Annotated in this window: 24 protein-coding genes and 1 tRNA gene; 20 read left to right on the top strand and 5 right to left on the bottom strand. The window is 68.3% G+C overall.

The genetic code is table 11. The annotated features are described in order from the left end of the window. Positions 1-136 precede the first annotated feature (136 nt). Positions 137-1453 (top strand): hypothetical protein, encoded by a 1317-nt coding sequence (locus ACQP2E_RS35600; protein ID WP_433827350.1) that lies wholly within the window; start codon positions 137-139, stop codon positions 1451-1453. Between the two features lie 45 nt (positions 1454-1498). Here ACQP2E_RS35600 and ACQP2E_RS35595 read toward each other — a convergent pair whose 3' ends face one another. Then, positions 1499-2533: a hypothetical protein gene (locus ACQP2E_RS35595; RefSeq protein WP_433827349.1), complete on the bottom strand. Its 1035-nt coding sequence runs from the start codon at positions 2531-2533 to the stop codon at positions 1499-1501. Between the two features lie 70 nt (positions 2534-2603). Between ACQP2E_RS35595 and ACQP2E_RS35590 the strand changes: the two genes are divergently transcribed. From ACQP2E_RS35590 to ACQP2E_RS35565, 6 genes are all read left to right on the top strand, one after another. Then, positions 2604-3515 (top strand): TatD family hydrolase, encoded by a 912-nt coding sequence (locus tag ACQP2E_RS35590; RefSeq protein ID WP_433827348.1) that lies wholly within the window; start codon positions 2604-2606, stop codon positions 3513-3515. Positions 3516-3538: 23 nt separating this feature from the next. Next, positions 3539-4426 carry a 16S rRNA (adenine(1518)-N(6)/adenine(1519)-N(6))-dimethyltransferase RsmA gene (gene rsmA, locus ACQP2E_RS35585; protein WP_433827347.1) on the top strand — a complete coding sequence of 296 codons (888 nt, stop codon included), beginning with the start codon at positions 3539-3541 and terminating at the stop codon, positions 4424-4426. Continuing rightward, on the top strand, positions 4423-4998 hold the full coding sequence (locus ACQP2E_RS35580) for a Uma2 family endonuclease (RefSeq protein ID WP_433827346.1): 576 nt from the start codon (positions 4423-4425) through the stop codon (positions 4996-4998). Before rsmA ends, ACQP2E_RS35580 begins: the two co-directional genes overlap by 4 nt. Further along, entirely contained in the window at positions 4995-5942 is a 948-nt protein-coding gene (locus tag ACQP2E_RS35575; RefSeq protein WP_433827345.1) for a 4-(cytidine 5'-diphospho)-2-C-methyl-D-erythritol kinase, read from the top strand. The genes ACQP2E_RS35580 and ACQP2E_RS35575 overlap by 4 nt, the downstream gene beginning before the upstream one ends. A gap of 7 nt (positions 5943-5949) precedes the next feature. After that, positions 5950-7746 (top strand): ABC-F family ATP-binding cassette domain-containing protein, encoded by a 1797-nt coding sequence (locus ACQP2E_RS35570; RefSeq protein ID WP_433827344.1) that lies wholly within the window; start codon positions 5950-5952, stop codon positions 7744-7746. 77 nt (positions 7747-7823) lie between these two features. Beyond that, positions 7824-8288: a DUF4383 domain-containing protein gene (locus tag ACQP2E_RS35565; RefSeq protein WP_433827343.1), complete on the top strand. Its 465-nt coding sequence runs from the start codon at positions 7824-7826 to the stop codon at positions 8286-8288. Between the two features lie 25 nt (positions 8289-8313). Here the strand turns inward: ACQP2E_RS35565 and ACQP2E_RS35560 are convergent, their stop codons facing one another. After that, the gene (locus tag ACQP2E_RS35560; RefSeq protein ID WP_433834196.1) at positions 8314-8916 is read right to left on the bottom strand and encodes a TetR/AcrR family transcriptional regulator; all 603 of its coding nucleotides are present in this window, start codon (positions 8914-8916) and stop codon (positions 8314-8316) included. A gap of 115 nt (positions 8917-9031) precedes the next feature. Here ACQP2E_RS35560 and ACQP2E_RS35555 point away from each other — a divergent pair, with 115 nt between their 5' ends. From ACQP2E_RS35555 to cysN, 10 genes are all read left to right on the top strand, one after another. Continuing rightward, on the top strand, positions 9032-9778 hold the full coding sequence (locus tag ACQP2E_RS35555; RefSeq protein ID WP_433827342.1) for a resolvase: 747 nt from the start codon (positions 9032-9034) through the stop codon (positions 9776-9778). A 37-nt stretch (positions 9779-9815) separates the two neighbouring features. Further along, positions 9816-9886: transfer RNA gene (locus ACQP2E_RS35550), tRNA-Gln, on the top strand. Between the two features lie 77 nt (positions 9887-9963). Next, positions 9964-11406 (top strand): bifunctional UDP-N-acetylglucosamine diphosphorylase/glucosamine-1-phosphate N-acetyltransferase GlmU, encoded by a 1443-nt coding sequence (glmU, locus tag ACQP2E_RS35545; protein WP_433827341.1) that lies wholly within the window; start codon positions 9964-9966, stop codon positions 11404-11406. A 111-nt stretch (positions 11407-11517) separates the two neighbouring features. After that, positions 11518-12498 carry a ribose-phosphate diphosphokinase gene (locus tag ACQP2E_RS35540; protein ID WP_433827340.1) on the top strand — a complete coding sequence of 327 codons (981 nt, stop codon included), beginning with the start codon at positions 11518-11520 and terminating at the stop codon, positions 12496-12498. 367 nt (positions 12499-12865) lie between these two features. After that, positions 12866-13465, top strand: a complete 600-nt coding sequence (locus ACQP2E_RS35535; RefSeq protein WP_433827339.1) for a 50S ribosomal protein L25/general stress protein Ctc — start codon at positions 12866-12868, stop codon at positions 13463-13465. Positions 13466-13563: 98 nt separating this feature from the next. After that, positions 13564-14151 carry an aminoacyl-tRNA hydrolase gene (gene pth / locus ACQP2E_RS35530; RefSeq protein ID WP_433827338.1) on the top strand — a complete coding sequence of 196 codons (588 nt, stop codon included), beginning with the start codon at positions 13564-13566 and terminating at the stop codon, positions 14149-14151. 136 nt (positions 14152-14287) lie between these two features. Next, a complete protein-coding gene (locus tag ACQP2E_RS35525) occupies positions 14288-15946 on the top strand; it encodes a sugar transferase (RefSeq protein WP_433827337.1) in 1659 nt (552 codons plus the stop codon). A 59-nt stretch (positions 15947-16005) separates the two neighbouring features. Further along, positions 16006-16887, top strand: a complete 882-nt coding sequence (locus tag ACQP2E_RS35520; protein WP_433827336.1) for a 3'(2'),5'-bisphosphate nucleotidase CysQ — start codon at positions 16006-16008, stop codon at positions 16885-16887. An 84-nt stretch (positions 16888-16971) separates the two neighbouring features. Continuing rightward, positions 16972-17883: a sulfate adenylyltransferase subunit CysD gene (gene cysD, locus ACQP2E_RS35515; RefSeq protein WP_433827335.1), complete on the top strand. Its 912-nt coding sequence runs from the start codon at positions 16972-16974 to the stop codon at positions 17881-17883. Next, positions 17883-19181, top strand: a complete 1299-nt coding sequence (cysN, locus tag ACQP2E_RS35510) for a sulfate adenylyltransferase subunit CysN (RefSeq protein WP_433827334.1) — start codon at positions 17883-17885, stop codon at positions 19179-19181. Before cysD ends, cysN begins: the two co-directional genes overlap by 1 nt. Here cysN and ACQP2E_RS35505 read toward each other — a convergent pair. From ACQP2E_RS35505 to galE, 3 genes are all read right to left on the bottom strand, one after another. Next, positions 19165-19992: an ATP-binding protein gene (locus tag ACQP2E_RS35505; RefSeq protein WP_433827333.1), complete on the bottom strand. Its 828-nt coding sequence runs from the start codon at positions 19990-19992 to the stop codon at positions 19165-19167. The two genes, cysN and ACQP2E_RS35505, sit on opposite strands and share 17 nt — an antisense overlap. Positions 19993-20143: 151 nt before the next feature. Next, positions 20144-21274, bottom strand: a complete 1131-nt coding sequence (gene galK / locus ACQP2E_RS35500; protein WP_433827332.1) for a galactokinase — start codon at positions 21272-21274, stop codon at positions 20144-20146. Beyond that, entirely contained in the window at positions 21271-22245 is a 975-nt protein-coding gene (galE, locus tag ACQP2E_RS35495) for a UDP-glucose 4-epimerase GalE (RefSeq protein ID WP_433827331.1), read from the bottom strand. Before galE ends, galK begins: the two co-directional genes overlap by 4 nt. A gap of 135 nt (positions 22246-22380) precedes the next feature. Here galE and trpS point away from each other — a divergent pair, with 135 nt between their 5' ends. The 3 genes from trpS to ACQP2E_RS35480 are packed head-to-tail and all read left to right on the top strand — an operon-like array spanning position 22381 to position 24883. After that, positions 22381-23406, top strand: coding sequence for a tryptophan--tRNA ligase (gene trpS, locus ACQP2E_RS35490; RefSeq protein WP_433827330.1), 1026 nt, complete (start codon positions 22381-22383; stop codon positions 23404-23406). A 4-nt stretch (positions 23407-23410) separates the two neighbouring features. Next, on the top strand, positions 23411-23941 hold the full coding sequence (locus ACQP2E_RS35485; protein ID WP_433827329.1) for a 2'-5' RNA ligase family protein: 531 nt from the start codon (positions 23411-23413) through the stop codon (positions 23939-23941). 21 nt (positions 23942-23962) lie between these two features. Beyond that, complete coding sequence (locus ACQP2E_RS35480; protein WP_433827328.1) at positions 23963-24883, top strand: YihY/virulence factor BrkB family protein; 921 nt, start codon at positions 23963-23965, stop codon at positions 24881-24883. Positions 24884-24903: the final 20 nt, after the last annotated feature.

Here is a 24903-nt window from a genome sequence, read left to right as displayed (position 1 = left end):
TGATCATTCTCACGTCGATCCGGTAGCGTCTCGCCACCACGGGGGACGTGAGTGATTCATAGGTTCGGTCGGGGCGCGACTTGAACCTCGATGACGTGTGCGCTCCTTCGTGGACGAGATCTATGAAGGAGCTTTTGTGAAATCACGCTTGTCGCGCCCGCTTCTGGCGGCGTTCGTGAGCGGCGCGATCGTCGCGGGTGGGGCCGTCTACGCGGCACCTGTCCTGGCAGCCGGTCCGATCGTGACCCCGGCCGCGGCCGCCACCGATACACCTGATCCGACCGAGACGTCGGGTTCCCCGACGGCCGACCCGGAGGAGACGACGACCTCGGCGGCTCCGGTCGAGACGACCACCTCGGCCGCTCCGGTCGAGACCACCACCTCGGCCGCGCCGGTGCAGACCACGACCTCGGCCGCGCCGGTGCAGACGACGACCTCGGCCGCGCCGGTCAAGACGACCACCTCGCCGGCACCGGTCAAGACGACCACGCCGGCTCCCAAGGACATCAAGGCGCCGACCGGGTCCTTCCGGCTGAGCGCAACCTCGATCTGGACCGGCCAGAAGGTCACCTTCAGCCAGACCGCGGCCGAGTACAAGGACGACCGCGACCCGGACTCCGCCATCAGCCGGAAGATCAGCTGGGGTGACGGCACCAGCACCACGCTGGCCGCGAACGCCACGTCCTACGCGAAGCAGTACACCCGGGCCGGCCGGTTCACCGTCACCGAGACGCTGACCGACCGCAGCGGCAACCGGGCCACCACCGCGGCCAAGGTCGTCTCGGTGACGGTCCCGGCCACGTGGAAGCTGAGCCGGTACACGATCTACCAGGGCGCTCGGTTCGAGGTGGCGATCTCCAAGGTTCCCGCCGGAACCGACAAGATCCACGTCGACTGGGGTGACGGCTGGATCGACACCCTCGGTGGCCGGGACCAGAAGTTCGCCGGCACGATCCTGTACCGCAAGAACACCGATACCAAGATCAGCGGCAAGGTGAAGATGCGGATCGCCTTCACCAACAAGAACGGCTGGACCGGCTGGCTCCCGCTCGCCACGGTCAACGTCCTCAAGGACACGTGGAAGCCGAAGCTGACGGTCACCAAGCCGAAGAACCCCAACAAGATCAGTTCTTGGAAGACCATCAAGGGCACCCTCACCGACAAGGGCGCCGGCGTCACGGTCGCCCGGGTCACCATCATCCGGGTGACCACCTCGGGCAAGCTCTACTGCCTGACCCAGAAGAAGAAGTGGAAGCGGTACACCACCGAGGCGCAGTTCATGAAGCACTGCGGCAACAACGGTGTCGAGATCAAGCCGTCCAAGAAGGGCAACTGGTCGATGAAGGTTCCGGCCGGTGTCACCAAGGGACAGATCGTGGTTCTGGCCTGGACGTTCGACTGGGCCCACAACTACGCCGGCAAGAACCGTGAGGCGAAGCTCACCAGGAAGTAAGACCCGGAAGGGGCCGGCCCAGGCCGGTCCCTTCCGCTTTCACGATCAGAGTTGGTACGCGATATCGGCGATGTGGTGGTCGGCCAGCTCGTCGACCGGCGCCCAGGCCTCGTACACCCCGCGCTCGTAACAGCGGGCCCCGGTCGCGTTGATCACGTCGGCCTCGGGCTTGATCAGGCGCAGCCGCGCCCAGGTCTCGTCCCGCTGGAGCACCCAGACCGGTGTGCCGCGCCAGAGCGCCTGCTCGGCCCGGCGGCTCAGGGTCTGCACCGGATAACGGGCCGCGCGGGTCAGCGCCCGCACCCGGAACTCGCCGGGCGGATCGGCGACGGCCTCGTACTCCTTGTCGTCGATCCGGCCGACCAGCCGTGCCGAGGCCGCGCCGGTGCACGGCACGTACTCCCGGTCCGGGCTGGCGCCGGGGATCTCACCGAGCAGGCTCCGCCAGCGTGGTCCGGCCAGCCGCAGCCACCCGTTCTGCTCCGGCTGGTAGGTGTAGAGAATCACCTCTTCGCCGCCCGGCACGTGCGCCAGGAGCTGCGCGTTCGCCGGGATCGGAAGATCAGCGAACCCGGCCGTGATGTATTCCGGGATCAGCTCGTCGGTGCTCGGGCCGAACCCGGTGCCGAGAACCATCGCGCCGACCCGGGAGTGCGACGGCAACGCCGTCAGGCCGGGCTGGGACGGGCTGGCCGGCACCTCGTAGTCGATCGGGTCGGTGGCACGCCAGCGCAGCGCGAACGTGACGTCCGAGTCGGCCGTGCCGTCGGTACGCAGCAGCCCGAACTGGTCCGGCTCGCGCAGGTGCTCGATGTCGCAGGCGCGGTAGCAGAACCCGTACGGAAGCCAGCCGCCGAGATGGCCGGCGACCTGTGCCGCGGAGAGGATCTTGGTCATCCGGGTGCCGCGCCGGATCGCTGCCGTGGCCCGGATCCGGCGCAGACCGGGGTCTTCCCGGTAGGACACCGACTGGCTCATGAGCTGAACCTGCTGCCAGCTCAAGTCGCGGCGCAGCGGTGCCATCAGGGGTGGGTCGAGCGGGTCGTAGCCCAGCTCACTGTCCTCACCGGTCACGGTCACGGGCCGCAACCTAAGTGATCCCGGTGGATATCGGATGAACGCCCGGTTACCGGAAATAGCGACGTGCACAATGTCTCACATGTCTACTCCCTCTTCGCCTTCCGAGTCCCGCACGGCGAAAGCCGCACGGCGGGCGGGCGAGTTCCCCCCGGCACCTGAAGCGCTCGCGATCCCCGTCTTCGACAGCCACACCCACCTGGATTTGACCGTGCAGGAGGGCGGCTCCTTGTCGTCCTTCGCCCCGGGTGCAGGTGACCCGGTCCAGGCCTTGATCGACGCCGCCGCGAAGGCCGGAGTGGATCGGCTCGTGCAGGTAGGAGTGGACGTCGACTCGTCGCGCTGGGGCGCCGACGCCGCCGAGAAGTACGGCTCGGTGCTCGCCGCGGTCGCGCTGCACCCGAACGAGGCGCCCCGGCTGTCCGATCTGGACGAGGCTCTGCGGGAGATCGAGGCGCTGGCCGCCCGGCCCCGGGTGCGTGGCATCGGCGAGACCGGGATGGACACCTTTCGTACCGGCGAGGAGGGCCGGGTCGCGCAGGAGGAGAGCTTCCGGGCGCACATCGCGATCGCGAAGCGGCACGGCAAGGCGCTGATCATCCACGATCGGGAGGCCCACGACGACGTGCTGCGGATCCTCGACTCCGAGGGCGCGCCGGACACCGTGGTGCTGCACTGCTTCTCCGGCGACGCGGTGTTCGCCGCCGAGTGCGTACGCCGGGGTTTCTACCTGAGCTTCGCCGGGACGGTCACCTTCGCGAACGCGGCCAACCTGCGCGAGGCCGCGGCTCTCACCCCGCCGGAGCAGATGATGGTGGAGACCGATGCGCCGTACCTCACCCCGGTTCCGTACCGGGGCCGGCCGAACGCGTCGTACCTGATCCCGATCACGGTGCGGGCACTGGCCGCGGCCCGGGGTGTGGACGTCGACGAGCTGTGCGCGACGATCTCCGTCACCGGGGAGCGGGTCTTCGGCCCGTGGTGAAAGGCCCGCTCTAGGCTCATCCCATGGCTGACACACTTCTCGGCCCGGCGGAGATCCGGGAACTCGCCGCGCGCCTCGGCGTCGCGCCGACCAAGAAGCTCGGCCAGAACTTCCTGCACGATCCGAACACCATCCGGCGGATCGTGGCGGCGGCCGGGCTGCGCGCCGACGACGTGGCCCTGGAGGTCGGTCCCGGGCTCGGCTCGCTGACGCTGGGCCTGGTCGGCGCGGTCCGGCACGTGCACGCCGTGGAGATCGACCCGACGCTGGCCGTGGCGCTGCCGGAGACGGTCACCGTGCCGCACCTCACCGTGCACCAGGCCGACGCGCTCCGGGTCCGCGGCGACCGGTTCGACCCGGCGCCGACCATGCTTGTCGCGAACCTGCCCTACAACGTGGCGGTGCCGGTGGTCCTGCACCTGCTCGCCGAGCTGCCGACACTGCGCGGCGGCCTGGTCATGGTGCAGAAGGAGGTCGCGGACCGGCTGGTCGCCGGTCCCGGCTCGAAGGTGTACGGCGTGCCGTCGGTGAAACTGGCCTGGTACGCCGAGGCGAAGTCGGCCGGCAAGGTCCCACCGGCGGTGTTCTGGCCGGTGCCCAACGTGGATTCCGGGCTTGTCGCGTTCACCCGGCGCGAGCCTCCGGCAGGCGCTGTGCGTACCGATGTCTTCGCGGTGATCGACGCGGCGTTCGCGCAACGCCGCAAGACGCTGCGCGCCGCGCTGGCCGGCTGGGCCGGCGGCGCGGACCGCGCTGAGCAGGTGTTACGTGCCGCCGGCGTGAGTCCGCAGGCCCGGGGCGAGGCTCTCACGGTGGGCGAGTTCGCGGCGATCGCGGCGGCAGCCAAAGTGTCGGTGCCCGGCGGTAAGCTCACCCCCACTGATGTGGAACCCGAGGAGGTGGACTCATGACAGCCGAACCAGCAGGTCAGCTCATGTGGTCACCCGATCCCATGATGCAGAGGCTCGCCGCCTTCACCGTCGAGGACGTCCTTTCCCTTCCCGATGACGCCCCTCGCGTCGAACTCCGCGATGGAGTCATGATCGTGGTTCCCTCCCCAACTTATGATCACCAGGACATCATCGGGCTCCTGTGGAGCTGGCTGCGGCGGCATGCGCCGAAGCAATACAGGGCGAGCTTCGAGACCGGTGTCGCCCTGTCGCTCGACGCGACTCTGGAGCCCGACGTGGTTCTGGTGGAGGCGGCGATCGTGGGTTCTCGGCACTACGCTCGGCCCGAGCAGGTCACGCTTGTCGTCGAGGTTGTTTCTCCCGGCACGAAGCGACGCGATCGGCTGGAGAAGCCCAGTCTCTATGCCGCTGCGGGCATTCCGCATTACTGGAGAATCGAGCAGAGCCCGCTCCATGTGTTCGCCTACGAGTTGGTGAACGGCGATTACCGGCTGGTCGCTGATTCGGCTGAGGAGCTGGTGTTGAGCGCGCCGTTTGAGATTCGGTTGCCGATCCGGGACATCGCTCCGTGACCGAGGCGTGGGGGCCGGACGACGAGGGGCCGCGTCCGCATCCTGGTCCGGTGCGTGTCCGGGTGCCTGCCAAGATCAATCTGCATCTCGGTGTCGGTCCGCTGCGGCCGGACGGTTACCACGAGCTCAACACGGTCTATCACGCGATCGGGATCTTCGATGAGCTGACCGCTCGCCGGGGCGACACGCTCACCCTGACCATGGAGGGTGTCGGCACCGGGGAGCTGGCGCTCGACGAGACCAATCTGATCATCCGGGCCGCCCGGGCGCTTGCCGCGCACGCGCGCGTCCCGGCGTACGCACGGCTGCACCTGCGCAAGTCGATCCCGCTCGCCGGTGGGCTGGCCGGTGGCAGCGCTGACGCGGCCGCCGCCCTGATCGCCTGCGACATGCTCTGGGGTCTCGGCATGTCCCGTGACCAGCTCGCCGAGGTTGGCGCGCAGCTCGGCTCGGACGTGCCGTTCCTGCTGCACGGCGGCACCGCGCTCGGCACCGGCCACGGTGAGGCGGTCAGCCCGATCCTGGCCCGGCCGACCGCGTGGCACTGGGTGGTCGCGATCGCCGACGGCGGCCTGTCCACCCCGGCCGTCTACCGCGAGCTGGACACCCTGCGGGACAGCTCCTGGCCGCCGCCCCCGCTGGAGGGCCCCGACCAGCTGATGGCCGCGCTGCGCCAGCGTGACCCGGAGGTGCTCGGTGCCGCGCTCGGCAACGATCTTCAGGCAGCCGCCCTGTCGCTGCGCCCGCAGCTCGCCGACGTGCTGAAAGCCGGTCACGAGGCGGGCGCGATCGCCGGCATCGTCTCCGGTTCCGGCCCCACCTGTGTCTTCCTCGCCGCCGACGCCGGGCACGCCCAGGAGATCGCAGCCGGGCTGGACGCGGCCGGGGTCTGCCTGGAGGCGGTCACCGCGCGCGGGCCGCAGCCGGGCGCGCGGGTAACCTAGAGGCATCGTGGCCAACATCATCAACCTGGACCGGGTCAACAAGGGTTACGGCGCCGCCGGTCAGCTGCTCACCGACGTGTCGCTCGGCCTTGACGACGACGCCCGCATCGGCATCGTCGGTTTGAACGGGGCCGGCAAATCCACCCTCCTACGCATGCTCGCCAAGATCGAGGAACCGGACGACGGCCGGGTCACCCACCGTCGTGACCTCCGGGTGGCAAACCTGCCGCAGAGCCTCACACTGGCTGCCGACGCGACCGTCCGTGACGTCGTCCTCGGTACCGGCTGGCTCACCGAGAGCATGGGCGCCGAGCACGAGTGGGCCGGCGACGCCGGTGTCCGCACGATCCTCGACGGCCTCGGCATGGGTTACCTCGGCCTGGACACCCCGGTCGGGCCGATGTCCGGTGGCGAGCGCCGCCGGGTCGCGCTCGCCGCGCTGCTGGTCCGCGAGAGCGACCTGCTGATCCTCGACGAGCCCACCAACCATCTGGACGTGGCCGGCGTCGACTGGCTCGCCAAGCACCTGGTCACCCGGCGCGGTGCACTGGTCGTGGTCACCCACGATCGCTGGTTCCTCGACGAGGTCTGCACCGCGACCTGGGAGGTCGTGGACCAGCAGGTGCACATCTACGAGGGCGGTTACGCCGCCTGGACGCTGGCCCGGGCGGAACGACAGCGGGTCGCCGTTGCGGTCGAGTCCCGCCGGCAAAACCTTCTCCGCAAGGAGATCGCCTGGCTGCGCCGCGGCCCGCCGGCCCGGACCTCGAAGCCGAAATTCCGGATCGACGCGGCCAACGAGCTGATCGCCGACATCCCGCCGGTGCGTGACACGGTCAGCCTTCAGCGCCTCGCCACCACCCGGCTCGGCAAGCAGGTCTACGACCTGGAGCAGATCGAGCTGAACGCCGGTCCCAAGCCGATCTTCAAGAACCTCACCTGGCAGGTCGGCCCGGGCGACCGGATCGCCATCCTCGGCGCCAACGGCGCGGGCAAGACGACCCTGCTGCGGCTGCTGGCCGGCGTCACCAAGCCGGACGGCGGTCGCCTGGTCACCGGCTCGACGGTTCGTCCCGCGTTCCTCTCCCAGGAGCTCAAGGAGCTGCCCGGGCATCTGCGCCTGCTGGAGGCGGTGGAAGAGGTCGCCAAGCGGGTCAAGCTGGGCGACCGGGAGCTCTCGGCCGGTCAGCTCGCCGAGGTGTTCGGCTTCACCGACAAGCGGATCTGGACGCCGGTCAGCGACCTCTCCGGCGGTGAGCGCCGGCGCCTGCAGCTGCTGCGCCTGCTCGCCACCGAGCCGAACGTGCTGCTGCTCGACGAACCGACGAACGACCTGGACACCGACACCCTGGCCTCCCTCGAGGACCTGCTCGACTCGTGGCCGGGCACGATGGTGGTGGCCAGCCACGACCGTTACCTGGTGGAGCGGGTCACCGAGACGGCCTACGGCATGTTCGGCGACGGAAAACTCGTGCACCTTCCGGGCGGCATCGACGAATATCTTTCGCGGGTGTCAGTGGGCGGTGCTCCGGGCGTACCCGGGAAGGAACCTGGAGCGCCGCAGGGCGCGCCTGGCCTCTCGGCGGGTGAGTTGCGGCAGGCTCGCAAGGATCTTTCCCGGCTGGAGCGGCAGATGGACAAGCTCTCCGAGAAAGAAGCCAAGATCAACGAGAAGCTGGCCGAGCACGGCAGCGACTACGACAAGATCGTCGAGTTCGAGTCACAGCTCAAAGCGGTGCGCGAGGAGAAGGAGCAGGCCGAGTTGGAGTGGCTGGCGCTCGCGGAACAGGTGTCCGACAACTGATCCGGGGGGTGTGCCTGCGCCCTTGTCACCAATACGCGAGAATCAGTACGACTACACCTGACCTTGGAGACGGATAAATGGCCTCGCACATTCCGGTCAACCATCCCCTGCGGGCGATCTACCGGATCGTCGGCTTCGTCGTTGGCGCCTATCTGGTGGTCTTCGGCGTGCTGGGCGCGATCCAGACCGCCGGTGAGCCGTTCGCGAACGAGACGGGCATCCGGGTCCTCGGCCAGGAGACCAACATGCTCTCCTCGCTGATCCACATCGCGGTCGGCGCCCTCGTGCTGATCGGCACCGCGATCGGCAAGAACCTCGACGTCGCGATCGACAAGTACCTCGGATGGGCGCTCCTGGTGGTGGGCAGCTACGCGCTGGCGACCATCCGGACCGACGCCAACTTCTTCGGTTACAGCATCTCGACCGTCGTCGTCACCTACCTTGCCGGTCTGCTGCTGATCACGGTCAGCCTGTACAGCAAGGTCGTCCCGGAGTCCCGGGCCGGCGCGCCGCGCCAGGTCCGCGAGGGACGCACCGCCTGAGAAACCTGTTACCGCGAGGTGCGGCTCACCGCACCTTGCGGGTCAGCAGGGTCGGCTTGGTGTCCAGGTGGGACAGGCCGTTCCAGGCCAGATTGACCAGGTGCGCGGCGACCATTTCCTTCTTGGGCCGCTGCGCCTCGCGCCACCACTGCCCGACCAGCGCCACCATCCCGACCAGCGCCTGCGAGTAGAGCTCGGCGAACTTCGGGTCGATGCCCCGGCTCTTGAACTCCGCGGCCAGGATGTGTTCGACCTGGTGGGCGATGTCGTTCATGACGCTGGAGAGGTTTCCGGCCGCGGAGAGCACCGGCGACTCGCGGACCAGCACCCGGAACCCGTGCGGTTCCGCCTCGATGTAATCGAGCAGCGCGAGCGCGGCCTGTTCCAGCAGCTCCCGGGGATGCCCCGCGGTCAGTGCCGCGGCAATCCGGTCGAGCAGCGAACGAACCTCGCGGTCGACGACCACCGCGTACAGCCCCTCTTTGCCGCCGAAGTGTTCGTAGATGATCGGCTTGGAGACTTTCGCGCGGGCCGCGACCTCCTCGACGCTGGTGGCGTCGAAGCCGCGCTCGGCGAAAAGCTGGCGGCCGATCGTGATCAGCTGTTCCCGGCGCTGCGCGGCGGGCATCCGGACGCGTGGGGGTCTGTCGCCGCTTTCCGTCTGATCTTTCACCTGCCCATCCTGACAGGAATGGCATCTCCTGAGCCTTGCAGGTGGATGCGCCGCGACCGATCATTGCTTTATGACCAGTAGTGATAAAGCAACTGGGCACACGACAGTGGCGATTGCCGATCGACGAGAGCGCGCGCGAGCATTACGGGGCGCGGGATGGACGGTTCCGGAGATCGCGGCGGAGCTGGGTGCGTCGAAGTCGTCGGCCTACCTGTGGACCAGGGACATGCCTCTCGATGCGACACCGGAGGAAGCGGCGGCCCGTCGCAGCCGTCATTCCAGGCGCGTTGCCGAGGCCCGGTGGGCGCCATACCGGCAGGCGCGTGACCAGGAGCGTGAAGTCACCAGGGCTCGAGTGTCGGGGTGGGTCGGCGAGCTTTCGGACCGAGAGGTCATCCTTCTGGGTGCGGTCACCTACTGGTGTGAGGGCACCAAGGCGAAACCGTGGCGGCCGGGCGCGAACGGACTCCAGTTCATCAACAGTGACCCGCGCCTGATCCTGCTCTTTCGGCGATACGTGGTCTTGCTGGGTGCCGGCCCGGAGAGCCTCAGATACCGCCTGAGCATCCACGAGTCGGCGGATGTGGGTGAGGCGACCTCGTGGTGGGCGGGACTTCTCGGCGTCCCGGTCGAGGTCTTTCAGCGGCCCACTCTGAAAAGGCACAACCCCGCCACCGTCCGGCGGAACGTGGGGGAGGCGTACCGCGGATGCCTCGTCATCAACGTGCTCAAGTCCGCGCGTCTCTACTGGGAGGTGGAAGCGGTCATGGAGGGGATCGCCCTGAGTGAAGATCAGAGCGCGCCCGCTATCATGTGACGAGCGGACATGGCCCTAGGGAAATGTCCGAAATGATTCCCGGATCGTCTAATGGTAGGACCACGGCTTTTGGTGCCGTTTATAGGGGTTCGAATCCTCTTCCGGGAGCTTTTGCGCCTGCGGTCGGGCTGACGCCGGGTTGAAGCGTCAGCCAACTTTGCCTACTGCGAACTTGGAGTTCACGCGTGAGCCAGGCCCCCAGCCGTACCGTTGTCGTTCTTGCCGCCGGTGAGGGGAAGCGGATGAAATCCGCGACGCCCAAGGTGTTGCAGCCGTTGCTCGGCCGCACGCTGCTCGGGCACGTCCTCTCGGTCGCCTCAGCCATTCACACCGACCGCACCGTGGTCGTGGTGGGGCACAAGGCCGACCAGGTCGGTGCGTTTCTCGCCGAGGCCGCGCCGGACGCGACCCCGGTGCTTCAGGCCGAGCAGAACGGCACCGGCCACGCTGTGCGGATCGCCCTCGACGCGGTGCCCGAGCTGACCGGCACCGTTGTGGTGCTCAGCGGTGACGTGCCGTTGCTGCGCCCGGAGACCGTGGAGGCGCTGCTCGCCACCCACGAGCGGGCCGGCGCCGCAGCGACCGTGCTGGGCGCCGAGGTCACCGACCCGACCGGTCTCGGCCGGCTCGTGCGGGACGCCGGCGGCAACCTGGAGCGGATCGTCGAGCAGAAGGACGCCAACGCCGAGCAGCTCGCCCTGCGGGAGATCAACTCGGGGATCTACGCGTTCGACGCGGTCCTGCTGCGCGAAGCGCTCGGCAAGCTGTCGACCGACAACGCGCAGGGCGAGGAGTACCTGACGGACGTCTTCGGCATTCTGGCGGGCCTGGGTCACCCGGTCGCGGTGGAGATCGCCGAGTTCGCGTACGAGACGCTGGGCTGCAACGACCGGGCCGAGCTGTCCCGCCTGCGGGTGCTGATGCGCGACCGGGTCAACGAAGCCTGGATGCGGTCCGGCGTGCTGCTGCTCGACCCGGCGACCACCTGGATCGACGTGACCGCGACGCTGTCGCCGGACGCCGTGGTCGACCAGAACTCGCAGATCCTCGGCACCAGCTCGGTGGCGACCGGCGCGGTGATCGGGCCGGACACCACGCTTGTCGACACGGTGGTGTCCGAGGGCGCCACGATGCTGCGGACTCACTCGATCGGTGCGGAGATCGGCCCGTCGGCGACCGTCGGCCCGTTCTCGTACCTGCGGCCGGGAACGAAGCTGGCGCGCAAGTCCAAGGTCGGCGGGTTCGTCGAGACGAAGAACGCCGAGTTGGGTGAGGGCGCCAAGGTGCCGCACCTGTCGTACGTGGGTGACGCGACGATCGGGGCGAGCGCGAACATCGGCGCCGGCACGATCTTCGCGAACTACGACGGGGTCAAGAAGAGCCGGACCACGGTCGGCGATGCTGCTTTCGTCGGTTCGGACACGGTCCTGATCGCGCCGGTGGAGATCGGTCCTGGGGCCTATGTGGCGGCTGGAAGTGCCATCGCCAAAGACGTACCGGCCGGTGACCTCGGAGTGACCCGCGCGCCGCAGCGCAACGTGGAAGGCTGGACACAGCGGCGCCGTCCCGGAACCGTCTCGGCCAAGGCCGCGGCCGAAGCTTCGAATATCACCCCTGAGCAGGACTGATCCAGCGGGGGTGAGCCATCCCACCCGGCGGCCACGAAACGTGGAAGTTACGTTGTCGCAAGGGATACTTCACTGCGAACCCACCCCCTAATCAACGGGAGCAGCGATCCGATGGGCAGCATCGTCGCCGAGAACCGTAAGAGTTTGATGCTCTTCACCGGCCGGGGTTTCCCCGAGTTGGCTGAGGAGATCGGCCAGGTGCTCGGCGTGGCGCCGACGCCGTCTGACTCGTACGAGTTCGCAAACGGGGAAATCTTCGTCCGCTTCAAGGACTCCGTTCGTGGATCCGACGCCTTCGTGGTGCAGTCGGTCACCGAAGGAGTGAACCGCTGGGTCATGGAAACGCTGATCATGATCGACGCGCTCAAGCGTGGATCTGCGAAGCGGATCACCGTGGTCCTGCCGTTCTACCCGTACTCGAGGCAGGACAAGAAGCACCGCGGCCGGGAGCCGATCTCCGCCCGGCTGGTGGCGGACCTGCTGAAGACCGCCGGTGCGAACCGGATTCTCACGGTCGACCTGCACACCGCGCAGATCCAGGGCTTCTTCGACGGACCGGTTGACCACCTGTTCGCGATGGACATCCTCGCCGACTACGTGCAGAAGAAGTTCGCCGGCCGGCCGATGACAGTGGTCGCGCCGGACTCCGGCCGGGTGCGTGTCGCCGAGCGGTGGACCGACCGTCTCGGCGGTTGCCCGCTGGCCTTCATCCACAAGACCCGTGACCCGCTGAAGCCGAACCAGGTGGTGGCGAACCGCGTGGTCGGTGAGGTCGAGGGCCGGGTCTGCCTGATCGTGGACGACATGATCGACACGGGCGGCACGATCACCAAGGCGGCGGACATCCTCTTCGAGGAGGGTGCTGCCGACGTGATCGTCGCCTCCACCCACGCCCTGCTGTCCGACCCGGCGACCGAGCGGCTGAAGAACAGCCGGATCAGCGAGCTGGTGGTGACGAACACGCTGCCGCTCTCGCCGGAGAAGCAGCTCGACAAGATCACTGTGTTGTCGATCGCGCCGCTGCTGGCCCGGGCCATCCGTGAGGTGTTCGACGACGGCTCGGTGACCACTTTGTTCGGTGGACTCAGCTGATCCGTTTCACGTCCTTGGGAAACGCCCGTCTGTGACGGGCGTTTTCTCATGTGGTGCGAGTTGCGTCAGCAGGGTGATTTTTTCGCAGACACCATCACCTGGTGCGGACCCGCTGAGCAATGCGCGATCGCGGCAGGTAAGCTAGGCCGGTTGCCACGGCGAGGGTGCCTCGTGGTCTGCTGAGGTTCGCAGTCCACTCGAGGTGCCGTCATCGACGCGGTGCTCCGGGCCTGTGCCCAGCGCGCCCCTTGCCCGGCAGCGCCGGCGACGGCCCCAGTGCCGTCGGCGGCGATCACCGCAGCACTGCCGGATACCGCAGCCGCAGACTTAGCCGCAGCCCGCTTCGAAGAGTTTCAGGAGTTTCCCCGTGTCCGAGGTAAAGATCAGCGCCGAGCCCCGCACCGAGTTCGGCAAGGGTGGTGCCCGCCGCACGCGCCGTGCCGGTCTGGTTCCCGCAGTGCTCTACGGTCACGGCGAGGCGCCGCAGCACATCGCGCTGCCGGCCCGTGAGTTCGCCGCTGCCATCCGGCACGGTGGCCTGAACCAGATTTTCACGATCGACATCGCGGGTACCGCGACGCTGGCCCTGCCGAAGGCGATCCAGCGTGACCCGATCAAGGACACCTACGAGCACATCGACCTGCTCATCGTGAAGCGCGGCGAGAAGATCCAGGTCGACATCCCGGTGACGCTTGTCGGCGAGGCCGCCAAGAACACCCTGATCGTCCACGAGTCGAACACGGTCTCCGTGGTCGCCGAGGCGCTGCACCTCCCGTCCGAGCTCGAGGTTTCGATCGAGGGCCTCGAGGCCGGCACGCGCATCACCGCCGGCGACGTGAAGCTGCCGAAGGGCACCGAGCTCGCGGTCGAGGCCGACCTGGTCCTCGCGGTCATCAGCGCGGCGCAGAGCACCACGCAGGCTGAGGACGCCGCCGCCGAGGCTGAGGCCGCCGAAAGCGCGGAGTAAGTAAGTCTGTCGCAGCGGTAAACCACTGATCAGGGAAAGTGCGTGACGCACTTTCCCTGATCTGTATCCAGCGTTCGTCATCCCCCGCGGAGGCAAGGTTGAGCGACGAGGCACCCTTTCTGGTGGTCGGCCTGGGCAACCCCGGCAAGGAGTACGCCGGTAACCGGCACAACGTCGGCTTCATGGTGGCCGAGTTGCTGGCCTCCCGCACGGGCGGCAAGTTCGGCCGGGCGAGGCGGACCCAGGCCGAGGTGGCCGAGGGAAGGCTCGGCTTCGGTGGTCCGAAACTGATCCTGGTCAAGCCCCTGACCTTTATGAACCTGTCCGGTGCCCCGGTGGTGGCTCTGTCACAGTTCTTCAAAGTTCCTGTGGACAATGTGATCGCGGTGCATGATGAGCTTGATGTGCCGTACGGGCAGGTGCGTGCCAAACGAGGCGGCGGTGAGGGCGGTCACAACGGACTGCGCTCGATGTCGAAATCGCTGGCAAGCAAGGAGTACGCGCGGGTGCGATTCGGGATCGGGCGGCCGCCGGGGCGGCAGGAGCCGGCCGATTACGTGCTCGCCGACTTCTCGTCGGCGGAGCGCAAGGAGTTGGACTTCCTGGTGGACCGGGCGGCCGACGTCACCGAGGCGATCGTCCTCGAGGGCGTGGAGTGGGCGCAGAACAAATATCACGGAAGCTGACATTCCGGGCCGGTAACAAAAAGGCGCTTGATGGCCCTTTGTCTACCTAGCCACACCGTGACGCGCTCTGCCGTCCGTCCGTTGGTCACACGAACGCACGCAACCGGTGCGATTGCGGTGACAGGAGGGTCGGGGGATGTCTCAGGACGTGTCCGAGGGGCGAGCGGACGCGTCGACCGGCTCACCCAACCGGGGACCACGCCGCTCAGCCGCCCGGAGCCGGAACACCAAGATCCCCGGCCCGGTGGTGCCTCTGAGCCCACCGCCGGCCGGGGCTGCGACGAGCAACAACGCCATGGAGCGGCACTGGTCGCCTCGGCCCAGCCGGTCCCAGGCCGTGCGCCCGGCGAATCGTCCGTTCGTCCGCAACCGCGGCCGGCACGCCGCGATGTCCCGGCGTCAGCTCTGGGAGCGCCGGTACGTCTGGTCGCTGGTCCTCTCCGACCTGACCGCCGGTGTGGCCGCCGGGGTGGCGACGTTCATGGTCCGCTTCGGCGACGCGGTGACCCAGTACAACCGCGCCTACACCTTCTATTCAGCGCTGCTTCCGATCCTGCTGCTGGTGGTGCTCGCGATCTCCCGGGCCTACGAGCGGCGGTACCTGTTCGTCGGCAGTGACGAGTACCAGCGGGTCATCCGCGGCGGTGTCGGGCTGATCGCCGGCTCGGCCGTCGTCTCGTACGCCTTGAATCTGGATCTCGCGCGCTCCTACGTCCTCGTCGCGCTCCCGGCCGCCGTCGCCGCGGCAGTGGTGTTGCGCTTCCTCCTCCGCAAACGGCTGCACCTCGCCCGAGCACGCGGAGAGAACCTCCGACGAGTGATCGTTGTCGGACACGAGCTGTCCGTGATCGGAATCACCCGGCAACTGCGCCGCGAGCGGTACCACGGTCTGGAGGTGGTCGGGGCCTGCCTGCCGCCGGAAGCCGACGGGATAGGCGTCGACGGTCTGACCGTCTACGGCACGTTCGACGAGGTGGCGAGCGCGGTAGAGCAGGCCGACGCGGACACCGTGGTAGTGCTCAGTTGCCCCGAATTGGACGGTGCCGCGGTACGCCGGCTCGCCTGGCAGCTGGAGCGTGACGAGGTCGATCTCGTGGTCGCCAGTGCCCTCGTCGATGTGGCCGGTGCGCGGACCACGATTCGCCCGTTCGATGGACTACCGATGCTGCACGTCGAGCATCCCCGGCTGCATGGCGGATCGCGCCTGGTCAAGGACGTGTTCGATCGTTTAGGCGCACTCGCATTACTGATCGTTTCCGGCCCGGTGCTGCTGAGCGTGGCGCTCTGCGTGGGACTCTCGTCACGTGGCCCGGTACTCTTTCGGCAAGTGCGCGTGGGACGGGATGGACGAGAGTTCCGGATCTTCAAGTTCCGCAGCATGTACCTCGACGCCGAGGCTCGCCTGGCCGAGCTGAGGCACCTCAACGAGCACGATGGTGTGCTCTTCAAAATGCGCGACGATCCGCGGGTCACCCCGGTCGGACGGTGGCTGCGCCGGTTCTCGCTCGATGAGATGCCGCAGCTGCTCAACGTCCTCCTGGGGCAGATGTCGCTGGTCGGCCCGCGACCCCCGCTTCCGACAGAGGTCGCCGCTTACGCCGACGACGTTCGGCGACGCCTGGCCGTCAAGCCCGGCATGACCGGTCTGTGGCAGGTGTCCGGGCGCTCGGACCTCTCCTGGGAGGAGGCGGTCCGACTCGACCTGCGCTATGTCGAGAACTGGTCCCTGAGCCTCGATCTGGTGATCCTGCTCAGGACCGTGACCGCGGTCGTGCGGTCGTCCGGAGCGTACTGAAGCCGGGCCTGCTCAACGGCAGGGCCGGCGCTGGGCGAAAGCCGAGGAGGAGCGAGACGATGGGCGAGCAGACGAAGGCGTCGGCACGCATTGCAGGGCCGCGGGACGCAGCCGAGAGCGGAACGCCACCGGTCATCGACGCGGCCTTCGCCCGCTGGCTCGCGGACCGCGCCGGCCAGGTGCTTCTCCAGGTCAGGCAAGAGATTGGGTACGCCGACCCGAAGGCACTGAAGGCCGCCGGCGACCAGGCCGCACACGAACTTCTCCGGTCCGAGCTGGCCCGCTGGCGCCCCGCCGACGCGGTGCTCTCCGAGGAGGACGAGCACGCGCGGGTGGCCTGGCAGGAGGGTCTGGCCCGGCCGGACCGGCTCAGCGCCTCGCGGGTCTGGATCGTCGACCCGCTGGACGGCACCCGTGAGTTCTCCGAGGAGGGCCGCACCGACTGGGCCGTGCACGTGGCGCTCTGGACCGCCGACTCGTCGAACCTGGCCTGCCTGTCGGCCGGTGCGGTGGCGATGCCGGCCCAGCACCGTACGTACGCGACCGACAAGCCTCCGGCGTACCCGCCGATGCCGCTGGAGTCGGCGACCGGCGGTGCGATCCGGATCGCGGCGAGCCGTACCCGTCCGCCCGCGTTCGTGACCACCCTTGCCGAGGAGATCGGCGCCGAGCTGGTCCCGATGGGCTCGGCCGGCGTCAAGATCGCCGCGGTGATCAGCGGTGAGGCCGACGCGTACGTCCACGCCGGCGGACAGTACGAGTGGGACTCGGCCGCGCCGGTGGCTGTGGCGTTGGCCACGGGACTGCACGCATCCCGTATCGACGGGTCCCCGCTGGCCTATAACCAGGGCGACCCGAAGTTACCTGACCTGGTCGTTTGTCGTAAGGATCTCGCTCCTCGGTTGCTAGCTGCATTGCAGAAGCATCTTCCGACACAATGACGACCCGGCACCGACCGTGCAAAATCGCAGGGTGACGATGCCCTGCCCGGCCGACACCGGAGAAAGGTCTGGGGGACTGCACTCATGAGCCAGACGAAGCCCTATCGCGTCTCGCATCTGGATGCTCTCGAAGCCGAGAGCATCTTCGTGATGCGAGAGGTCATGGCCGAGTTCGAGCGCCCCGTGCTGCTCTTCTCAGGCGGCAAGGACTCGATCGTGATGCTGCGCCTCGCGGAGAAGGCGTTCGCGCCGGCGCGCATCCCGTTCCCGGTGATGCACATCGACACCGGTCACAACTTCCCTGAGGTTCTGGAGTACCGCGATCGCCGGGTGGCCACGCTCGGCCTCAACCTGGTGATCGCCAGCGTCCAGGAAGCGATCGACACCGGTCTGGTCCGCGAGCTGCCGGACGGCACCCGCAACCGGATCCAGACCCCGGTCCTGCTCGCCGCTGTGGAGAAATACCGCTTCGACGCCCTCTTCGGCGGCGCCCGCCGCGACGAGGAGAAAGCGCGGGCCAAGGAGCGGATGTTCAGCTTCCGCGACGAGTTCGGCCAGTGGGACCCGAAAAACCAGCGCCCCGAGCTCTGGTCGCTGTACAACGGGCGGCACCACCCCGGTGAGTCGATCCGTGTCTTCCCGCTCTCCAACTGGACCGAGCTGGACGTCTGGCACTACATCGCCAAGGAAAAGATCGAACTCCCGAGCATCTATTACGCCCATGACCGCGAGGTCGTCGAGCGCAGCGGGATGTTCTACGCGGTCAACGAGTTCATCAAGCTCCGTGACGGCGAGACCTCCGAGGTCCGGCAGGTGCGTTACCGCACGGTCGGTGACGCCTCGCAGACCGCGGCGGTGCTCTCCGACGCGGACACCGTGGACAAGGTGATCGACGAGGTCGCCGCCACCCGGATCACCGAGCGCGGCGCCACCCGTGGCGACGACAGGGTCTCCGAGGCCGCGATGGAAGACCGTAAGCGAGAGGGTTACTTCTGATGAGCCAGGCAGTTCTGGAGCCGGACTCCGCCGCGGCGCGGGGCATGGACCTGCTGAGGTTCGCCACCGCCGGAAGCGTGGACGACGGCAAGTCGACGCTCATCGGCCGGCTGCTCTTCGACACCAAGACGATCTTCGAAGACCAGCTCGAGGCCGTGGAGACCGCCAGCGCGTCCCGTGGCGACGAATACACGAACCTCGCGCTGCTCACCGACGGCCTGCGGGCGGAGCGGGAGCAGGGCATCACCATCGACGTGGCGTACCGGTACTTCGCGACGCCGCGCCGCAAGTTCATCATCGCGGACACCCCGGGGCACATCCAGTACACCCGGAACATGGTCACCGGCGCCTCCACCGCCGACCTGGCGCTGATCCTGGTCGACGCCCGCAAGGGTCTGGTCGAGCAGTCCCGGCGGCACGCGTTCCTCACGTCGCTGCTGCGGGTGCCGCACCTGGTCCTGTGCGTGAACAAGATGGACCTGGTCGACTGGGACAAGGCGGTCTACGACAAGATCGCCGACGAGTTCACCTCGTTCGCCGCGAAACTGGACGCCCCCGACCTGACGATCATCCCGATCTCGGCGCTCAACGGTGACAACATCGCGTCCCGCTCGGACAAGAGCCCTTGGTACGAGGGTCCGTCGCTGCTGCACCACCTGGAGCACGTGCACATCGCGAGCGACCGCAACCTGGTCGACGTCCGTTTCCCGGTGCAGTACGTGATCCGCCCGCAGTCGACAACGGTGACCGACTACCGCGGTTACGCCGGTCAGGTCGCCTCCGGCATCCTCAAGCCGGGCGACGACGTGATGGTCCTGCCCTCCGGCCTGACCAGCAAGATCGCGTCGATCGACACGGCCGACGGCCCGGTCGAGGAGGCGTTCCCTCCGATGTCGGTGACGGTCCGGCTGACCGACGAGATCGACATCTCGCGCGGTGACATGATCTGCCGTCCGAACAACGCACCGGCCGTCGCTCAGGACCTCGAAGCGATGATCTGCTGGATGGACGAGACGGCTCCGCTGCGGATCGGCGGCAAGTACACGATCAAGCACACCACCCGGACGGCCCGGACCGTGGTGCGCGGCCTCCAGTACCGGCTCGACGTGAACACGCTGCACCGCGACGAGTCGGCCGGCGAGCTCGGGCTCAACGAGATCGGCCGGGTGAAACTGCGGACCACCGTGCCGCTGCTGGCCGACGAGTACCGCCGCAACCGGACCACCGGCGGCTTCATCCTGGTCGACGAGAGCACCAACCGTACGGTCGGCGCTGGAATGATCATCGAGGCGCGCTAGCGGCCTTTATCGTCGCCCAGACGATCTTGCCGGTATCGGTGGGCAGGCTGCCCCACGTCGCCGCCAGGTCCTGCACCGTCCGCAAGCCCCGGCCCCGCTCGTCGAGCGGAAGGTCGGGGCGCGGACGGGCCGGACGGGCCATCACCTCCGGCAGCCGCGGATCATCGTCGGCGACCGCCAGATGCAGCCCGGCACCGCGCCGGGTCACCATCACGCGGATCTCGGTGCCGGCGTGCTCGACAGCGTTCATCACCAGCTCGCACATCACGAGCCGGCTGGGATGCAGCAGATGGACCAGCCCCCAGGACAGGCAGGCGTCGCTGACCAGGTTGCGCGCGGTACTCGGCGCGTCGGTGTCCGGCTCCAGAGTGATCGAGAGCCGCTCGATGCCGGGGATCCGACCGGCCACCGCAACCCGGGCCTGCCGCATCTTCGCGTACACAGGCAGGAACCGCCCCGCGCCCAGACCCTGCATGCGGTGGGCGAGCGGGAGGTCCGGCGGCACGCAGAGCGCCAGCGGCACCGGCGGCATCAGAGCCGCCGCGGCGTGCTGCGCGGTGACCCAGGTCGGCGCGCTCTCGCTGCGCGGGTCGAGCAGGCCGGACAGATCCAGGATCAGTGCGTCGGGATGCTCGGTGAAGCATCGGCGCAGCGATGCAGTGGCGTTGTACCGCAGCTGGTCGTCCCAGGGGCCGCGGACCGTGAGAAGAGAGATCGCGGCATCAGCCTCGGCGTCGATGCTGATGGTGACACTTTGCTCGGTGTCATCTTGCTCGGTGTCATCGGAGAGAAACGGTGGGCTGACCCCCATGCGGCACACGTTAGTCGCGCGGCTGCCCGTTGAACCCCTGGTCTCGCTCCTGCGGGTGATCGGCTGAAAGGCCGAAAGACCCCCTCGATCGGGTGGGCCGATCGGGTGCCGGGGTAGGTCCTGCGGCGGGATTCACCCGCCGCAGGACGTCTTACAGCCGGGCGGCGCCGGGGCCGGCCACTGCCACCCAGCTGGTGGGGGCGGTGAAGCCGTGCTTCTCGTACGCGACCGCGACCGCGGCCGCGGTCGCCTCGGCGCGGTCGGCGTCGATCAGGGCGAGCACGCAGCCTCCGAAGCCGCCGCCGGTCATCCGGGCGCCGTACGCGCCGGCCGCCAGCGCCGTCTCGACGGCCACGTCGACCTGGGCCACGGTGATCTCGAAGTCGTCGCGCATCGAGGCGTGCGAGGCGGTCAGCAGCGGGCCGACCTCGCGGACCCGGCCTTCACCCAGCAGGGTGACGGTGTCGAGGACCCGCTGGTTCTCGGTGACGATGTGCCGGGCGCGGCGGACCAGCACGTCGTCGCCGAGCTTGCCGAGCGCCTCCGGCAGATCGGCCACCGCGACGTCGCGCAGTGCCCGGACGCCGAGCGTGGCGGCCGCGGCCTCACAGCTCTTGCGGCGTGCGCCGTACTCGCCGTCGACGTGCTGGTGCGGGGCGTTGCTGTTGATCACCAGGATGGCGAGACCCTCGGCGGCCAGGTCGAACGGGATCTGCTCGACCTCGTAGGACCGGCAGTCCAGGAACAGGGCCTTGCCGTCCTGACAGCGGATCGAGGCGGACTGGTCCATGATGCCGGTGGGCGCGCCGACGTAGACGTTCTCGGCACGCTGGGCGAGCGCCGGCCGCTTCTCCAGTGGCAGGTCCAGGCCACCGAGGTCGATCAGCGCGGTGAGCACCGCCGACTCGAGCGCGGCCGAGGAGGAGAGCCCGGAGCCGAGCGGCACGTCCGAGTCGATCGCGATGCGCGCCGGCGGGACCTCGAAGCCGGCGTCCTGCAGTGCCCAGACGATGCCGGCCACGTAGGCGCCCCAGCCGGTGACCTCACCGGGAGCGGTGTTTCCGAAGGTCACCGGCTCGGGGATGAGCGTGGAGCAGACGTGCCACTGGCCGTCCGGCGACGGGCCGGCCGCCGCGACGGTGCGCTGCGGCAGGGCGAACGGTAGGACGAAGCCGTCGTTGTAGTCGGTGTGCTCGCCGATCAGGTTGACCCGGCCGGGCGCGGCCCAGAGGCCGGCCGGCTCGGTGCCGTAGGCGGAGGTGAAGACCTCAGCGACGCTCATGCCACGTGCTTCCGGTAGAAGGTCCAGGCGTCGCCGATCATGTCCTGCAGCGTGTTTTTCCGCGGGACCCAGCCGAGCTCGTCGCGAGCGCGGTCCGAGCCGGCCACCAGGGTCGCCGGGTCGCCGTCGCGGCGCGGGGCGATCTCGGTCGGGATCTCGGCGCCGGTGACCTCGCGGGCGGCCTCGACGACCTGCTTGTTGGAGAAGCCGTTGCCGTTGCCCAGGTTGTAGATCTTGTGCTCGCCGGCGACCGCGGCGTCCAGCGCCAGCAGGTGCGCCCGGGCCAGGTCCTCGACGTGGATGTAGTCACGCACACAGGTGCCGTCGGTGGTGGGGTAGTCGTCACCGAAGAGCTGAAGTTTCTCCCGCTTGCCGGCGGCGGCCTGCAGCGTGATCGGGATCAGGTGGGTCTCCGGGTCGTGCCGCTCGCCGATCTCGTGCTCGTCGGTGATGTACGCCCCGGCCACGTTGAAGTACCGCAGGGAGACGGCGGCCAGGCCGTGCGCGAAGGTCTCCGAGGTCAGCGCCAGGTCGAAGGTGAGCTTCGTCGACCCGTACGTGCTGGTCGGGGCCTTGACCGCGGACTCGGTGATGGGCAGCTCGACCGGGTTGCCGTAAACCGCAGCGGTGGACGAGAAGATCACCCGGGGCACCTTCGCGGCGCGGATGGCGTCGAGCAGGGCGAGCGATTTCACCACGTTCTCGTGCCAGTACAGCTCCGGCTTGGCCATCGACTCGCCGGCCGCGATCAGGCCGGCGAAGTGCAGAACGGCGTCGAAGCCGGCGTCCGGCGTCAGGACCTGCCCGGCGTCGGCGATGTCCGCCTCGACGAAGGTGGCGTCCGGGGCGATCGCCTCGCGGAAGCCGGTGCGGAGGTTGTCGAGGACGACCACCTCATGGCCGGCGTCCAGCAGTAGCCTGCTGGTCACGCTGCCGACGTAGCCGGCGCCGCCGGTGACGAGCAACTTCATTTGCCCAGGCCCTTCTCGATAAGCACGACGACCATAGAATTCTCCATAATCGATCATAAGTCAACAGTTTCAAACATTGCCGATACCCGGTAGGGGATTCGCGGTTCCCCGGCCGAGGCTGACACAATGGCGCTCATGTCCGACGTTGCCCGCCGCCCGCGTGTGCTTTCCGGCATTCAGCCGACCGCCGACTCCTTCCACCTCGGCAACTATCTGGGCGCCGTGCGCAACTGGGTGGCCATGCAGACCACGCACGACGCCTTCTACTGCGTCGTCGACCTGCACGCGATCACCATGGGCCACGACCCGGCGGTCCTGCGGAACCGTACTCGGGTCTCGGTGGCGCAGTTGCTCGCGCTCGGCCTGGACCCGGATCTCTGCACCCTCTTCGTGCAGTCGCACGTTCCCGAGCACGCGCAGCTCGGCTGGGTGCTGAGCTGCATCACCGGTTTCGGCGAGGCCGGCCGCATGGTGCAGTTCAAGGACAAGTCCGCGAAAGCCGGCCAGGACAGCACCACCGTCGGCCTCTTCACGTACCCGATCCTGCAGGCCGCCGACATCCTGCTCTACCAGGCCGACCAGGTCCCGGTGGGCGAGGACCAGCGGCAGCACCTCGAACTCACCCGTGACCTCGCGCAGCGGTTCAACACCCGGTTCGGCAAGACCTTCACCATTCCCTCGGCGTACATCGTGAAGGACACCGCGAAGATCACCGACCTGCAGGACCCGACGAGCAAGATGTCGAAGTCGGCCTCCTCGCCGAACGGCATCATCGAGCTGCTGGAGGACCCGGCCCGCTCGGCCAAGAAGATCAAGTCGGCGGTCACCGACACCGGCCGCGAGATCCTCTTCGACGAGGAGAACAAGCCGGGCGTCAGCAACCTGCTGACGATCTACGCGGCGCTCACCAAGCGCACCATCGACGACCTGCTCGAACAGTACGACGGACGCGGTTACGGCGACCTGAAGAAGGACCTGGCCGAGGTGCTCGTCGAGTTCGTCAAGCCGATCCAGGAGCGCACCCGGGCGTACCTCGACGACCCCGGCCAGCTCGACAAGATCCTCGCGATCGGCGCGGAGAAAGCCCGTGCCGTCTCCGCGGACACCCTCGCCCGGGCGTACCAGAATGTGGGTTTCGTAGCGCCCGCTCGCGGAGCCTGAGCCAGTGTCCGAGCCGGCACGCACCCGCATCGGTGTGGCGATCGACATCCCGGAGCCCTGGGGTTCCCTGCTGACCCGCCGCCGCGCCGAAGCGGGCGACCCCCAGGCCGCCTACACCCCGGCGCACGTCACCCTCCTCGGCCCGACCGAGGTGGACGGTGACGCGCTGCCGGCTGTGGAGAAGCATCTGGAAGCGATCGCCGCTGCTCAGCCGCCGTTCACCATCCACCTCCGCGGCACCGGTACCTTCCGGCCGATAACCGAAGTGGTTTTCGTGACCCTGGCCAAGGGCATCAGCGAGTGTGAGCTGTTGGCAGAGGCGATCACACGGTCGCAGGACGTGCGGCGGGACACCCGGTTCCCGTACCACCCGCACGTCACCGTGGCGCAGGACGTGTCGCCGGAGGCGCTGGACGCCGTCTTCGAGGAGCTCGCCGATTTCTCGGCCAGTTTCGCTGTCGCTTCCTTCACCCTTTTTTCGCACGGCGGCGAGGGACCTTGGCGGCCACGGCGGGACTTCCCACTCGGGCGCTGACAACTCGGTTACGGTCTGCCGGTGAACCCGATCGACCGGGCGTACGACGCCGCCGAAGCCCGGATCATGCAGTGGCGATACTGGTCGCCTTACTTCGATCATTTCTGCCGGGCCATCCTGCGTTACGAGGACGTCCAGGGCGGCCGGCTGGCGGCGGCGATCGCGTACTACGGGTTCTTCGCGATCTTCGCGCTGCTGCTCATCGGTTACTCGGTCTTCGGCTTCCTGCTGAACAACAACATCGAACTCTTCGAGCTGGTGCACGACTTCCTGGAGAACAACCTGCCGTTCCTCAACGTGCAGGCCATCCTGGACAGCACCAAGACGGTCGGCATCGTCGGCATCCTCGGTCTCACCTTCACCGGCATCGGCTGGGTCGAGTCGATCCGCTCGTCGCAGCGGCTGATCTGGAAACTGCGCGAGCAGCCCGGGTACATCGGCGTACGCCAGGCCGTCGACCTGCTGGTGCTGATCGGGCTCCTGCTGCTGATCGCACTCACCCAGATGGCCGTCTACGGCCTGGAGCGGCTGCTGCACTGGCTGGCCGGCGGGGGCTTCGCCACCACGCTCTCGGTGGTCAGCCTGCTGCTCACCTTCGGGGTGAACATGCTGCTGGCGGCAGCCCTGCTGACCGGGGTGCCGCGACTCAAGATGACAGCGCGCCGGATGGCCCCGCCGGTGCTGCAGGTCGGCGTCGGGCTGATGCTGCTCAACACGGTGGGCAAGTCGTTCGTGGCGATCGTCGAGCGCAACCCGGCGTACGCCCTTGTCGGTTCCGCGGTCGGCGCACTGGTTTATCTGTACGTCTTCAACCAGCTGCTGCTCTTCGGTGCGGCGTGGGCAGCGACCAGCCCGCACGGCCGGGTCGTGGACCTGTCGGCTGACGATAAAACCGCCCCGGTGGGGCAAAACGCCTGGATTCGGCACACCCGCCCACGATGATGTTCCGGTGGGCACTCTTG

The sequence above is a fragment of the Actinoplanes sp. CA-015351 genome (assembly GCF_050955685.1).
In the GTDB taxonomy this organism is placed as follows: domain Bacteria; phylum Actinomycetota; class Actinomycetes; order Mycobacteriales; family Micromonosporaceae; genus Actinoplanes.
The sequence above is the reverse complement of the archived record's forward strand: the minus strand, read 5'-3'. Positions and strand labels throughout refer to the sequence as shown.